Consider the following 15,372-nt stretch of genomic DNA (forward strand, 5'->3'; position numbering starts at 1 on the left):
TTATGAGAAAAATAATGATGCCTTTTATCTTTTGGTGCGTTACTGCATGTGGGCAGGATAATGATTGCAGACCATTTTGCAGCTTTGGTCAATTGAGTAACAGCCCGGTAAAAAAAATCGGGGAGGCAGTATCTGTTTCGCCCAAACTTCTGAAGGTGGAGTATCCTACTTTTGAAAAAGATACTTTTCTGGTCCTTAAAACCTGGGAATTAAATGCTCAGTTTAAAATTGAACATAAGGCTCCTACTTTTCTCCTGAGAATGTTTGACCAAAATGTTAGTGACACACTGAGTATAAATGGTAATCAGTTTGATATTGGTAAGATGCTAGAGTCGGGAATAGTGCCACTTGTCAAAAGTATTACCTATTATCACCACGATGGAGAATACCTTTTGTTCAGGATTCTAAATGGTGGGTCTGGCAGAATAATATCCAGTTATATATTGGTATTCAATATTTCAGATAGGAATAGAATTGTCTGTTTAAATGAGAAATCCAAGATACCAGGAACAACCTGGATGGTCAGGGAAAACCTTATTACAGATTTGGATAATGATGGTTTCCTGGAAATAAATCTACTTGATTCACTTAGGATAAGACCTTATATTATTTATCCGGACAAAATCGTCCCATCTTCAAAAGTGTTAATCCTGAATCAGGTTGATAACGACCGTTTTTGCATAAAAACGAAGGGCTCTAACTGGTATTTTAATCTTAAATCATTGCCTGCGAATGATACCTGTATTTTTAATTTCGATGAAGAGCTGCCTCCATCGAGTTATGACTAATCGTATAATCGGGCTGCAAAGTATAGCTCACATATTTTTAAATAAATAAGGATAAAATTCCAGACACTTGAAAATCAGTCTAAACCCTATATCATGAAAAAATTTTTTCTTTCCATTGTATGCCTCCTGATGGGTATCGCATCCTATGCGCAGCACATCTACCAGATACGCGCTGACAGTGTGCGTATCTACAATACCTGCGATACAGCGGAACTGATCCTGGAAAACCATACCCAGGACACATTGGGTTTCCTCTTCAACAAATGGAAGGGACGGACCGAATTCCGTAAGCTCCGGCTGGTGCCGGTAGGAGATACTGCAGTGGCATTACCCGGTCAGGATACCCTTTCCCTGCGGGCACTTATGTGGTCGGGTGGACTTTCCCGCGGCCTTATTATCACCGGGGATGCTGATTACCTCATCCCGCAGGAAGTAGGGGGGGTGGTGCTCCGTGATATCACCCTCAGAAGAAAGATAACGTTGCCTGCTCCGGAGAGTAACCGTAACCGTGAGATCGTGATCCTTGATAAAACCACTGGCAACTACCGCTGGTGGGTAAAGGGGGCTTTTGTGCCCCGCGATATGAAAGGTACGCCACCTTATCTGGCTAAAGACAGTCTGACCATCAGCAAAGGAGATAAACTGATTCTCTTTTCGGATGGTAATAAATGGTACGACCTGAATGTATGCGCGGCAGGTGCCAACAAAGCCCCAACTGTTAATGCAGGTAAAGATACCACGTTGCCAGCCGGTTCTACGCAAACCACCATGAATGGCTCTGTGACACCCGGTTCCAGCAACTATTACACTTCTATCTGGACAGTTATATCACAACCATCCGGATCTCCGAAAGTGAATTTTGCCGATAGCTCCAAATTAAACAGCGGTGTATCCAATCTCACCGGCGGCAGTTATGTCTTCGTGATTACCGTCACCGACCAGCTGGGACTGACAGCTAAAGATACTATCAAAGTGCTGGTGCCGATGCCTTCGCAGATGTTCTCCAGCGGCGGCCCTAATGATAACGTATACGACACTACGAACGGCAACAAAACTTGGGTATATCTGCCGGATGGCTACGATCCCAACAGCAACCCGGCTTACCCGCTGATTATCTTCCTGCACGGTGGTGGGGAGTATGGTAACGATATCAGTAAGGTGTTGAATCCTTTTGGAGGGCTGCCCATATACCTGTATAACAAAAGCTTCCCGATGCAATCCGTCGTGATTGCGCCACAGTCACCCACTGCAAACTGGACCAAAGAATCGATAAAGGCTGCTTATGATTATGCGGTGAAGAACTATCATGTGGATGTGGACAGGGTGTATGTGACCGGTCTGTCTTTTGGTGGTGGCGCGGCTTGCCTGGCAGTAGCTTCCTATCCTTCCCTGTTTGCGGCTTATATTCCTATATCGCCTACTGACAATGATCTGCAAAAAAATGGTATCATCGCCAAAAATATAGGTGCTTATTATGTACAGGATTTTATTGATCCTTATGTGCCTTCCACTATCACCTGGGATTGTATCAATACCATCAATAGTGCTAGTCCTAAAGGACTTTATCCGCCACAGATAAAGATGCTCACCATCGGTGACCACGAACCTACTATCTGGAACCAGACAGTTTACGATAAAACGAAGGCCTCTTTTGATTTTGAAAAGGATTTCTTCTTGTTATACAATCGCAAACCGGAGTTAGCAGCGGCCAACTTTGTCACCAGGGCAGAAGAGAAGGAAGACTTCACCGAATACAGCAAAGCGCTGATCCTGGTACAGAAACTTCCGGCTTCAGCTGATAAATCAGCGCTGGAACAACGTTTGCGCGTACTGTTGCAACGACTCACGGAATACTATCGTTATTACGTCATCGATCCGGGTGTGGCTTCCAATACATCGGTACCTAACACCAATAAGATCATCGACAACACACCCGGTACCATCATTAATGGACTGAAGGATATCAAAGGAAGTACTTATCCGCTCAGCTTTAAAGTGGTGAGCGCTAGTGTGTCCGCCAACTTCGACGACGGGCTGGACAACGATTACATGGGCCTCGACCATACTATCTACAGAGACGGTGCTGTGATCGATGCTACCGGCGCCACCTATGCCTTTGGCGGCTTGTCAGATAATTCCGGTTATGATATAAGGATTTATCATGCCAACAGAAACACTGATAAAACAACTTCTTCTGCACTGACTGCAACCGTCAACGGTGCGAATGTGAGCTCCGGTTATGCGGCCTGGAATACTAATGATTATGTTGATGTGACCAATGTGAAATCTACCGGTGGCGTCATCAACCTGACATTAAAATCAAGATCGCTGTCAAACCTGCCTCCAGGCCAGTCAGGCATAGTGGCTATTGTGCTGAAAGAAAAACCGGGACCTCAGCCAGGAAACAGAGCACAGTTTAATTTCAGTAAAACACCGCAGAATGTTCCGGGCTGGACTAGTGCCTACGGTAATTTCACACAGAATGTGCAAGAGTTTACAGACAACCCCACCGGTTGGGTACTTAGCACTGTCAACACCGCCAACTGGGGTACATACTACACGGGATATGGCGCTGATGATAATGGTATGAGCACTGGTGACTTCAGCACCGATTTTCCTGCCGATGTGGTACGTAGCCATGTGATGAATGGTTTCATGAAGTTTGATGGTTCCAACTACGGCCTGGAAATAAAAGGTAGCAACGGCCAGGGTTTACCAGCTGGTAAATACCAGGTGAAACTGATCTCCTCCATAAAATCTACTGTAGACCGGAAAGGACAGGCCTTTGTGAATGTGAAATTCGGCGGTACGAGCAACCAGCTGCAATACGTATATCCGACGGATAATACCAACAACTATGTCACTTTCAACGGGCAGATCAAAGCAGGAGAAACGATCAAGGTCAGCATCAACCGTAATGATAATAACTACTCTGACGTTGCATTTATATCAGGATTGATTATCGAGAAAATTAATTAGTTATGAAGAAGATATTGTTGCTTCATGTACTGATAGCCCTGTTCTTATCCGTTAAAGCGCAGCGGGTACATAAAATCAGCGCAGATAGCGTGTTGCTGACCGGTGATTGCTGCGGTACCGAGTTGATCCTGGAAAACAAAACCAGCAAAATCAACGGCTTTCTGAAAAATAACGGTAAGGGACGTACGTCGTTTACTAAGCTGCAGCTGGTGACGGTGGGCGACAGCGCTATCGCTATACCCGGTCAGGATACCCTGCGCATCAGGGATGTATGGTGGCTGGGAAATATGACCAGAGGGCTGGTCATCGCACCGGATACCAACTACCTCGTACCGGCCAGTATCCATGTAGTGCTGCTGCCCGATATCTCGCAGCCACGGCAGATCACACTGCCCGCACCAGAACAAAACAAAAACCGGGAAATCGTGATCGTCGATAAAACAAGCGGCAGCAACCGCTGGAAAATAAACGGCGCTTTCGTCAACAGAGGTGTGAACGGCACTCCGCCGTATACAGCTGACAACAATCTGACCGTAGGTCAGGGTGATAAGCTGATGCTGGTGAGCGATGGGGTGAAGTGGTACAACACACAGGTCTGTTGCGGAATGTAAAATAGTCATCGACAAAAAAGCTGGCCGGTATAACGGCCAGCTTTTTTATTGCTGCTCATTTTTTCCTGATCCGAATATCGCTTTGCTGATTATTGTATTGAATATCAATATTACATAGTTTAGTTTTTGTTGTTTGCTTGTTATCCATTTTTTCCGTGTTCGAGTAGCCGTGTCCGATGCCTCAAAATATCTTTGTGCCCTGTTTTTAAAAACACACATTGATCTATGAGAGCATTACCTACTGCTTGTCTCTTTTCAGTTTTAATCGGTTCGGTTTTAAATGGATACACACAGGACACTTCGCCACAAGGGAAGAAAACGGTGCCTGGAGACAGCCTCTGGAATATATCCCTGCAGGATGTAACGGTTACTTCCAATGGTTTAAACAATAAGATTAAAAATCTGGCGAGTACAGTCAATATCGTTAACAACCGGCAGATCAAGGAACTGGGTATCCAGTCAGTAGGCGACGCCATCCGCCTGATCCCCGGTGCCAATTATCAGGATGAAGATGGTCGTGGGTTAAAGCCGGGAATAGGATTGCGTGGTCTTGACCCCGGAAGAAACGGGTATGTGGTGGTACTGGTAGATGGAAAAATTCCATTAGGACAAAGCTATGGCCAGCTGGGAGCCTATTATATGTTGCCCATTGCTTCACTGGAACGGATTGAAGTGATCAAAGGTGCTTCGCCGGTATTGTATGGTGCTGGTTCCATCGGTGGTGTCATCAACCTGATTACAAAAAAAGGGCAGGGGAAACCCAATGCAGAAGCCAGTATTGAAGCGGGCAGCTATAACTATTTAAATGCGAATGCATCTGCATATGGGGATAATGGTAAGTTTAACTATTATGTCAACTACAACCGCCGGCAGGGTAATGGCTTCCGTACCAGTAGGGCTGCTTTTAATACCAATGATGTTACCTTTCGGGTAGGTGCCAAACTGGATTCTACCAACGAGCTGGCCGTTTCCGGAAATGTTTATACAGAAGATGCTGAAACACCGGGAGGCCTTTCCGAACAGCAGTATAAAGACAACTACAGGCAAAGTGTCAACCCATTCGATCACTTCTACGCGCAGCGTTATTCCACGGCTATCACCTATAAGAAAACCCTGGATGCTACCAACACACTCTCCCTGTCTGTTTTTGCCAATTATTTTAAACGTAACTGGTGGTATGATACCAAACGGGATAAAAAATCCATCCTGGGAGATCTGAGGGATATCTTCACCGGTGGTGCTGTATTGGAGTATAACCGTACCAATAAGTTGTTTGGATTGGATAATTCATTGATCGTGGGGCTGAAGTACCTCGGAGACCAGACCAATAGCATAAAGGTGATGGGTGATGATCCTCTGCAACATACGGGCAAAACTACTTTCTCTACCACCATTCCTACCAATGTAATGGAAGGGTATATACAGAACGAGATACATTTCTCTGATAAGTTTAGCTTCACCCCGGGTTTACGGTATACCGCTATCAACTACGGGCAGAGCGATTATATGACCGGTCAGAAGCTGTCTACTGAGACCAGTGTTTTCATATATTCCTTCGGGTTATTGTACAAACCGGTAGAAAGATTCAGGGTTTATTCCACTGTTTCCAAAGGGTACAATCCTCCGGTTTTGAATGCCGCTTTAGATCCGGGCACTGTTAAAGATGGCCGCAGCCTGGGAGCTGAAACATCCAACAACTATGAAGTGGGTATCCGTACTACGCCGGTAAACTGGCTGGACCTGAGCCTGAGTGGGTATATACTGGACTTTAACCATAAACTGACGGAAGAAGGCGGCGTTTTCTCTAATGCCGGTAAAGCTATGCACAAGGGTATTGAGTTTGAACTGAATATACAGCCTTTTAAAGGTATGCGCTTATATACTACCGGTGCTTTGCAGCGAGCTACTTTCGAAGAGGGAGCCAATAAGGGAAACCTGTTGCCCTATGCGCCACAGCAATTGCTGACGATAGGAGCCAAATACCAGACGCGTGCCGGTGCAGGTGAGTTGATTGTGAATGCCTGGAATACCTTTACCGGAAAACAGTATAATGATGCGCTGAATACAGAGGAGCCATCTGCAGATGGAGGCAACGGCGCCATTCCTTCCTATAATTTGCTGAACCTCTCTCTGAATTATAACTGGCATAACTGGGGTGTAAGCCTGACTGCCAACAATCTGCTGAATGAGCGGTATTTTACCCACCGTTATGATTTCTGGGGTGGTCTTTTCCCAGGAGCGCCAACTACGGTGAATGTGGGTCTGTCATACCGTATTCACCGGTAAATGGTATCATCCACTGATACATCAACATTTTTCCGGGAGATGATTTTTCCGGAGAAATGTTGATGTTGCTTAATTGAACATCCTGTATTCGTTGGGTGTATGCCCTACCCGTTGTTTGAATAAACGGCTGAAATGCTGAGGATATTTAAATCCCAGCTCATAGGCAATTTCACTGACTGATTTGTTGATATCGAAGATCCTTTCCTTGGCCACATCTATCAGTTTGGCCTGTATATATTCCTGCGCAGATTTACCGGTTTCTTTTTTAATTAAATCGCCAAAGTAATTGGAAGACAGATTCAACTGACCTGCACAATATCCTACAGATGGCAAACCCAGTGTCTGTGGTTTGTCTGAAAGAAAATATTCGTTGAGCAGATGTTCAAACTGTGCTAAAATGCCTTTGTGTTCATTATCACGGGTGAGGAACTGCCGGTCATAAAAACGCTGGCAATAATTAAGGAAGAGCTCAATATTAGTAACGATCAGTGTTTTACTGTGTTTGTCGATAGCATGCCTGAGTTCAAAATCAATTTTGGAAAAGCAGTCCAGCACAGTTTGTCGTTCCCGCTCTGACAGGTGCAGCGCCTCATGCACATCATAGGAAAAAAACGTATAGTCGTTCATGTGACGACCTAGTGAAGTGCCCTTTAGCAGGTCGGGATGGAAGACCAGTGCATGACCCTGAGGCTGATAATACGGACCGTGATTACATTCAATCTTGATCACCTGCCCGGGAGCCAGAAACACCAGGGTTCCTTCCTGGTAATCATAGAAATGACGACCGTACCGGATATCACCGCATCTTACATCTTTGAGAAAGACGGTATAAAACCCCAGATTAATATGGGCAGGAGGCCGGAGGCCTGCATTCGAAAAATCCACCACACTTACCAGCGGGTGCAGGGTTTCATGATTGTTGTAGTCGTTGTACTGACTGACGTGATCAAATCTCACTATTTTATCCATAAGCCACTGTTTGAATCTGCTTCAAAGATACTGCTTCCGCGGCGGTTTAGATGGTCCGTATCCACGGACCAGTGATTTTGGTAGGGAATACAGTAATCCGGATAATAACGCATTAAAAAACAGCCAGGATCTTTGCACAGTCATCGGCAGTTCGGGCCTGCCGGGGAACAAAGCATTAAAACAAATTGTTAATTATTTCAACGAAGAACAGGCAGGAGGGCCTGGTACCTTAATACAACAAGGGATATCAGTATCCAAAAAAGGAAAACAGGTGAAGGGCAGCCGGCCTGAACAAATCAATATCGCAGTAGAAGGCTCTTTAAAACGGCTGAAGACGGATAATTGATGCACAACAAACCAAGCAAAATGGGAACAACGGAAAACGGAAACATGCTTTTCCCCCAGGGGGAAAAAGCGCCGGCTGACTACTTCACTGGTACAGCCTGGGTGAAAATCCTGGTACCACAGGATGAAACAGGTACCTATTCCATTGGTGACGTGGTATTTGAACCAGGCAGCAGAAACAACTGGCATACACATCCGGCAGGACAAATCCTGCTGGTAACAGCAGGAAAAGGCTATTATCAGGAAAAAGGCAAACCAGCCAGATTACTGACCAAAGGTGATGTGGTGGTGATACCTTCCGGTGTAGTACACTGGCATGGCGCCACACGCGACAGCCGTTTCATACATATAGCGATTACCAACAACACTAAAGATGGGGCCGTGAAATGGCTGGAGCGTGTAACGGATGAAGAATATGATCGGGTACACCAAACCGGGGATGATGATCCGCCTCCGGCTGTGAAACTAACGGAAACGGCTATACATAATCATAAAATGTTATTCCCGCACGATGTGTCGAAGTTAAAGGAAACAGATCCCGAGCTGATTGAAGTGTTTAACAATTTTGCTTATGATGAAGTCGTGAGTTATGGTGGCCTCGACACCAGAACCAGGATGGTGGCGATTGTAGCGTCTACCATTGCCTGTCAGGCCCTCAGCGAATTTACCTTCATGGCCAACGGCGCCCTGAATGCCGGTGTTACACCCGTGGAACTGAAAGAGATCGTTTATCAGGCTGTCCCTTATGTGGGCATTGCCAAAGTATTGGATTTTATTCATGCTACCAACGAGATCCTGCAAAGAAGAGGGGTAACATTGCCATTGGAGAAACAAACGACTACCAGCAGGGAAAACCGCCAGGAGAAAGGATTGGCAGTACAGCGTTCTATCTTCGGCGACCGCATTGATAAAATGTATCAGGAAGCGCCAACAGACCAGCTGCATATTCAGCAATATCTTTCTGCCAATTGTTTTGGTGATTATATTACCCGTAAAGGATTGGATTTAAAAACAAGAGAACTGATCACCTATGCGATGCTCATTTCGTTGGGCGGAGTGGAAGCGCAGGTAAAAGGGCATGTCCGCGGTAATGTAAATGTAGGTAATGATAAGGCCACCCTGCTGAGTGTTACTACGCAACTACTGCCTTATATCGGTTATCCGAGGACGCTCAATGCCCTCCAGTGTTTAAATGAAGTAATACCGGATTAAAATAATAAGCAATGGAAAAATTTAAAGTAAAAGCCTTTGGCACAGAGGCCGCCGATGCACCATTAAAAGAAATCAGTATCGAACGAAGGGAAGTAACACCGAAAGATGTGGAAATGGATATTTTATTTTGCGGTGTGTGCCACTCAGACCTGCATACTGCCCGTAATGATTGGGGTGGTACTATTTACCCGACTGTTCCCGGCCATGAAATTGTAGGCAGGGTAACTAAAATCGGTGATGCAGTTTCCAAAGTTAAAGTGGGAGATCTGGTGGCAGTAGGCTGTCTGGTTGATTCCTGCAGGGAGTGTGAAAACTGCAAACAGGATCTGGAACAGTATTGTATTCCTGGTTTTACCCTCACTTACAATGGCCCCGACAAATATCTGGGAACACCAACCTATGGTGGTTATGCTGAAAAGGTGACCGTAGATGAGCACTTCGTGTTAAAGGTACCTGAGAACCTGGACCCGGCTGGCACGGCTCCTTTGCTGTGTGCAGGCATCACTACCTGGTCTCCGTTGAAGCATTGGAAGGCGGGCCCCGGCAGTAATGTGGCGGTTATTGGTTTGGGAGGTCTCGGACATATGGCCATCAAACTGGCCAAAGCGCTGGGTGCACATGTTACGCTCTTCTCCAGATCTCCGAATAAGGAAAAGGATGCCCTGGAACTGGGAGCAGACCACGTGGTTATTTCTACAGATGATGCACAAATGAAGCAGGTGAAAGGAAAGTTTGATTTAATTATTGATACCGTTCCTTATGTACACGATGTCAATCATTATATGTCTACGTTGCGGGTGAGTGGTACACTGGTGCTGGTAGGTTTCTTTGGTAATCTGGAAGAGATGATAAACACAGATCCTTTGATCATGGGCAGAAGGGCAATAGCCGGTTCTGTGATAGGGGGCATCGCTGAAACGCAGGAGATGCTTGACTTCTGTGGCAAACATAATATCACGGCAGATATTGAAATCATTAGGATGCAGGATATTAATGAAGCTTACGAGCGAATGTTAAAAAGTGATGTACATTATCGGTTTGTGGTCGATATGTCTTCACTGAAAAACTAACAGGGAGGTGGCCAATGGCCACCTTTTTTTATGATGATTGACCAACCAGACAAAGATGTACCGCTTCTGCCAGTTATCAGCAAAAAGACACCAGTTAAACAATTATTCGTTCGATCTCCGATTTTCCTCTTTGAACGCGCAGAGAGATTTCGATTTTTTACTATTTTAGCGTTGCCTGGAATGGTAATTTAGTGGTGCCAAAGCCATAATTCATGCCGATCACCAGTACCACCCCAAAGTCTTTGTTATTCGGGAATAGCAGCATGTGGAACAGATTTAGATGGATATATTCGCGTATGCGTGGTTGTAGTGGATAACCTTGCATAAACCCCAAAAAGGAAATCAGATTTTATTAAAAAAACACAACCCCAAAATGCCGGAAGCCTTATCGGTTTTCTCCGGTGGGATATGCTTGTTAAAATAACTGTCACAAAACGTCATGGAGCAATTTTTTAGAAGACACTAGTATGTAAGCCCCTGGCTTATTCCCATAATTAAATCACATCGCGGCAAATGCGGGTGGTGGTGGAGATCGTATGGCCGGTCTTTTCAGAATACCTGTTTTAAAAAAACGGGGAGGCAGACCATTGCTGCAAACAAACTAACAAATCAACTTCAATCAATACTAAAAACAAATCTAGCATGAAACAGTTATCACGTGTAACCATGTTTTTTTTAGCGCTGCTGCTGATATGGGCAGGCTGTAAAAAAGGAGATCAGGGACCATCTGGTGCGCAAGGTGTGCAAGGCGCTCAGGGAATACAGGGGCCTGCAGGGAGTAAGATTTACAGCGGCAACGGTGCGCCGGCAGCCAACATTGGTGCAAATGGTGATTTTTATCTGGACCTTTCCAGCTCAAAATTTTATGGCCCCAAAACCGAAGGCTGGGGTACGCCTATCAACCTGATGGGAGCAACAGGTGCTACGGGAACAACTGGAGCCACCGGAGCCACTGGAGCCACTGGAGCCACTGGTGCTACGGGTGCAGCCGGCAGTCAGATTCTCAGTGGAACGGGCGCTCCTGCTGCTTCATTGGGCAATAACGGAGATTATTACCTGGATAAATCTTCCTACAACCTGTATGGTCCTAAAACAGGCGGTGCATGGGGTGCGGCCTTGTCATTGCAAGGGCCCGCCGGCCCTCAGGGTCCTGCTGGTCCGCAAGGCCCTGCTGGTACAGCTAATGTGATCTATTCCACCTGGGTATATGCTACCTATTTCCGTGATACTATCATAGATGGTTCCAGCGTGAATGCGGCCAACGTACTGGCACCAAGCCTTTCCAACGCTATTCTCAGTTCAGGCACCGTGCTCGTTTATTTGAACTTTGGCGGAGGGTGTTTTACGCTGCCCTATACCAGTTATGCTGGTGGTAAACCCAATACCATTGCTTATATTCCGCAGTTGGGTAAAATACTCCTTACCCGTTTTACACACGACAACAGCAATTCCGTTAATTTAAGTACGTTCTTGCAGTACCGTTATATCCTTATCCCTGGTGGTGTGGCCGCTACCAGAGCCACACCACATCCTGATTACAATGATTATACTGCGGTATGCAGATATTATGGCATTCCTGAGTAACCGACACCACTATCATTTCCAGAAAAAATGGCTGTCTTCCCCGGCAGCCATTTTTTTTGTGTTAATATTTCTGATCATTTTTTGTAAAGAAGCTAGAATACTTAGTAGTTGTAAATAACCCTATAATCATTTGCTGTACTGTGTTTTATAGTATTCATAAATTCAACTGCGGTATAGCACGGGTTAATTTTAGCAAAGAAGTGGTTAATTATAATGTAAGCCGCTGGCATTATGTAACCTAATTTTAAGGCATAATCAGGTAATATCCCCTAAGTTGAACAGGTTGCTGTAATGCCTGCAGGGAGCGCGGTATGAGATGTGTCAACCAATGCCAGACGTTTCAGTTTTTTTATGAAAGAACTGTAGAGGAATTCTGTATTTAATATTCGAAAAGTCGGAAATGCTTGCAAGCAATCGCCAACATACCGCCGGGTAATACGCCCGGATAATCACTTTTATCAATATTACACTTATGAAAAAACAAACTGTGATAGCAGTGCTACTGCTATTGATGGTAGCTTTTGCCCATGCGCAAACTCCGTTTGTATCGGGTAAAATTACAAGTAAGGATGGCGCGCCGGTTCCAGGGGCTTCTGTCCGTGTAAAAGGCACTAAAACCGGCGTAGCAGCCAGTGGTGATGGTTCTTTTAAGATAACCGCAAAAGAAGGTGACATCCTCCTTGTTACTGCATTAGGTTATGGAACCGAAGAAATCAAAATAGGTCATGATCAAACCGTCAACGTCTCTCTTTCCGACAATTCTAAACAAATTAATGAAGTACTGGTAACAGCATTAGGTATCAAACGTGACAAGCGTATGCTGACCTATAGCGTAGCAGAAATTAAAGGTGCTGCTGTTGTAGAGGCCAAGCAGGATAATATGATCAATGCGCTGGCCGGTAAGGTAGCAGGCGTGCAGATTACCAATTCCAGTGGTATGCCGGGAAGTTCTGCTAAAATAGTGGTGCGTGGCAGTACTTCACTGGTCGGCAATAACCAGCCATTGTTGGTCATTGACGGTGTACCTGTGAACAACAACGAAGATGGCAACCCCAGTGGGGGAGCTATGTATAACGGCGGTACCACCAACAGGGGTAGTGATATCGATCCTAACATTATTGAAAATATTACCGTGTTAAAAGGTGCTGCTGCTACTGCCCTGTATGGGTCTGCTGCGGGAAGGGGTGCTATTCTTATTACCACAAAAAACGGTGTTGGTAGAGGCAATGAGGGCAAGCCCAATCTGTCGATCAGTAGTAGCTACTCATTTGCAAAACCCAATTTGCCTCAGTATCAGGACAAATTCGCTCAGGGTTATGATGGTGAATATCACGAGAATGTCTCCACTTCATGGGGACCAGCCATTGATACACTGCGTGTAGATGGAGCACCGGTAGCCAAACATAATCCCATGAAAGAATTTTTCAGAACAGGGCATACCAGCGACAATAATATTAACGTGAGCGGGTTTAGTGACCGCTCCAACTATATGCTGTCCTATTCTTATCTGAAAACCGACGGTACTATTCCCAGTACGGATTATTCCAGACATTCCATGTTTGCAAAGTATGGTGTAAAAGTGCTGAAAAACCTGCAGTTGACTACGCAGTTTAACTATATACAATCTGATAACTCCCGTTACCTGGAAGGTAACAACTTTGTCAGCCCACTGTGGACTGTTTACGGGGCGCCTATTTCATGGAATCCGTTTCCTATTACCAATGCAGATGGCTCCCAGCGCCTGTACCGCACCAACCGTAACAACCCATACTGGATACTGGAGAATACCGGTTTGCGCGACAAAACCTACCGTATAATCCCGATGGTAACACTCAGTTATACGCCATTGTCCTGGCTGACAGTTACAGAGCGGGTAGGTGCTGATATGTATGAAAGTACCTCCGATTACCACGAAGCACCGGGCGCTATCGGATGGGGAAATGGTGGCTCTACAGCTTTGACCGGACAAATGTACAAACGCGATATTAAATCATTTCGGTTCAACCATGATCTGATGGTTGAGGCGAGAAAGGATTTTAACAAAGACCTGTTTGGTAACCTGGTCATCGGAAATAATATCCAGACCAACTACAACGATAACAACAGCGTACAGGGGGTGGATATGTCTGTAGAAAAGCAATATAACATTGCCAATTTTGCGCAGGTGACTTCTGGTTACAACTATTCCAGAACGAGGAAAGTAGGCTTCTATGCGCAGGCTAACCTCGAATATAAACGAATGCTTACCCTGGGACTCACCGGCCGTTATGAGGGCAGCTCTGTATTATCAAAGGATCATCAGTTTTATCCTTACGGATCAGCCAGTGCAGGATTTATTTTCACGGAATTATTAAAGATGTCTGATAATCCTGTGTTTAATTTTGGTAAAGTAAGAGTTTCCTATTCTGTTGTAGGTAACGATAATATAGGTCCCTATTTGCTGAGTATCCCTTATTTTCAGGCAACCCCTAATGTAATTTTCCCCTTTAATGGACAGAATGGTTATACACGCACCGGTACTTATCCCTTCCCACTTACGGATGAAAAACTGAAAGAGTTTGAAGTGGGGCTGGAAACAAAATTCTTCCGGAACAGAGCTTCACTCGAAGTTTCTTATTATGACAGGAAAAGTATCGACCTGCTTACACCAAATACACCTGTTTCTGCGGCAACAGGCTTCAGTGTTGTTTCTATGAATGCCGGTTCCATGCAGAGCAAAGGTCTCGAAGTTACCCTGGGTGTTACTCCTATTAAAACAAAAGATCTTACCTGGAACCTTAGCCTGAACTATTCAAAAATCTCCAACAAAGTGGTGAACCTGGCAAATGGTATTAACTTTTTCCAGCTGGCCGGATTTACCACTCCAGGAATTTTTGCCTATCCCGGTCAGGATTACGGTGTGATTTACGGCACCCACTTTGAATACAATGATAAGGGACAGATGCTGATCGACGAAGAGGGGTATCCCATTATCAGCAATACCCCCGGACCTATCGGCAACATCTCGCCAAAATGGAGGGGCGGGATTACCAGTACGCTCAATTACAAAGGTCTTAGCTTTTCCTTCTCCATCGAGCATAAACATGGTGGCGATGTGATCAACCTGGACAATAACTATCTCTATTATTATGGCACCGCCAAAAAAACAGAGGATAGAGGCTATACCACTGTGCTGCCGGGTGTATTTGCTTCCGATGGTAAACCCAACAACATTCCTATCCTGATAGGCGAAAAATATTATAAATTTTACTCGAAAGCAGATATAAACAATGTGGAAGATGGGTCTTATCTGAAACTAAGACAGGTGTCTCTGGCATATGATCTGACTACTTCCCTGTTAAAAAGGACCAGCGTTAAATCACTGGTATTTTCTGTAACCGGTACCAACTTTATACTACATAAAAACTATACCGGCTCCGATCCGGAGGTAAGTCTGGGTGGAACAGGCAATGGAGATAGTTTTAACAATTTTATGGTGCCCTCCAATAAAAGTATCATAGTAGGATTGAAAGTTGCCTTTTAATGACT

10 protein-coding genes are annotated in these 15,372 nt (G+C 45.1%); 9 read left to right on the forward strand and 1 reads right to left on the reverse strand.

All coding sequences use genetic code 11. From position 1 onward, the window contains the following. Nucleotides 1–2 precede the first annotated feature (2 nt). From DF182_RS21470 to DF182_RS21485, 4 genes are all read left to right on the forward strand, one after another. Nucleotides 3–788, forward strand: coding sequence for a hypothetical protein (locus tag DF182_RS21470; RefSeq protein ID WP_147243502.1), 786 nt, complete (start codon nucleotides 3–5; stop codon nucleotides 786–788). Nucleotides 789–881: 93 nt separating this feature from the next. Then, nucleotides 882–3,767 (forward strand): carboxylesterase family protein, encoded by a 2,886-nt coding sequence (locus DF182_RS21475; protein ID WP_113617856.1) that lies wholly within the window; start codon nucleotides 882–884, stop codon nucleotides 3,765–3,767. Between the two features lie 2 nt (nucleotides 3,768–3,769). Beyond that, nucleotides 3,770–4,378, forward strand: coding sequence for a hypothetical protein (locus tag DF182_RS21480; protein WP_113617857.1), 609 nt, complete (start codon nucleotides 3,770–3,772; stop codon nucleotides 4,376–4,378). 225 nt (nucleotides 4,379–4,603) lie between these two features. Further along, on the forward strand, nucleotides 4,604–6,664 hold the full coding sequence (locus DF182_RS21485; protein WP_113617858.1) for a TonB-dependent receptor family protein: 2,061 nt from the start codon (nucleotides 4,604–4,606) through the stop codon (nucleotides 6,662–6,664). A 69-nt stretch (nucleotides 6,665–6,733) separates the two neighbouring features. On the opposite strand, the gene DF182_RS21490 is transcribed toward DF182_RS21485, so the two are convergent. Then, on the reverse strand, nucleotides 6,734–7,633 hold the full coding sequence (locus DF182_RS21490; protein ID WP_113617859.1) for a helix-turn-helix domain-containing protein: 900 nt from the start codon (nucleotides 7,631–7,633) through the stop codon (nucleotides 6,734–6,736). Nucleotides 7,634–7,643: 10 nt separating this feature from the next. Between DF182_RS21490 and DF182_RS21495 the strand changes: the two genes are divergently transcribed. The 5 genes from DF182_RS21495 to DF182_RS21515 all read left to right on the forward strand — a co-directional run bounded on the left by DF182_RS21495 (nucleotide 7,644) and on the right by DF182_RS21515 (nucleotide 15,367). Further along, nucleotides 7,644–7,979 carry a hypothetical protein gene (locus DF182_RS21495; RefSeq protein ID WP_113617860.1) on the forward strand — a complete coding sequence of 112 codons (336 nt, stop codon included), beginning with the start codon at nucleotides 7,644–7,646 and terminating at the stop codon, nucleotides 7,977–7,979. Nucleotides 7,980–7,999: 20 nt separating this feature from the next. Then, the gene (locus DF182_RS21500; RefSeq protein WP_113617861.1) at nucleotides 8,000–9,190 is read left to right on the forward strand and encodes a (R)-mandelonitrile lyase; all 1,191 of its coding nucleotides are present in this window, start codon (nucleotides 8,000–8,002) and stop codon (nucleotides 9,188–9,190) included. An 11-nt stretch (nucleotides 9,191–9,201) separates the two neighbouring features. Then, nucleotides 9,202–10,260 carry an NAD(P)-dependent alcohol dehydrogenase gene (locus DF182_RS21505; RefSeq protein ID WP_113617862.1) on the forward strand — a complete coding sequence of 353 codons (1,059 nt, stop codon included), beginning with the start codon at nucleotides 9,202–9,204 and terminating at the stop codon, nucleotides 10,258–10,260. A gap of 642 nt (nucleotides 10,261–10,902) precedes the next feature. Further along, a complete protein-coding gene (locus DF182_RS32550) occupies nucleotides 10,903–11,844 on the forward strand; it encodes a hypothetical protein (protein WP_170148843.1) in 942 nt (313 codons plus the stop codon). Between the two features lie 472 nt (nucleotides 11,845–12,316). Further along, nucleotides 12,317–15,367, forward strand: a complete 3,051-nt coding sequence (locus DF182_RS21515; RefSeq protein ID WP_113617863.1) for a SusC/RagA family TonB-linked outer membrane protein — start codon at nucleotides 12,317–12,319, stop codon at nucleotides 15,365–15,367. The last annotated feature ends 5 nt before the right edge of the window (nucleotides 15,368–15,372 follow it).

It is taken from the genome of Chitinophaga flava, assembly GCF_003308995.1.
GTDB lineage: Bacteria > Bacteroidota > Bacteroidia > Chitinophagales > Chitinophagaceae > Chitinophaga > Chitinophaga flava.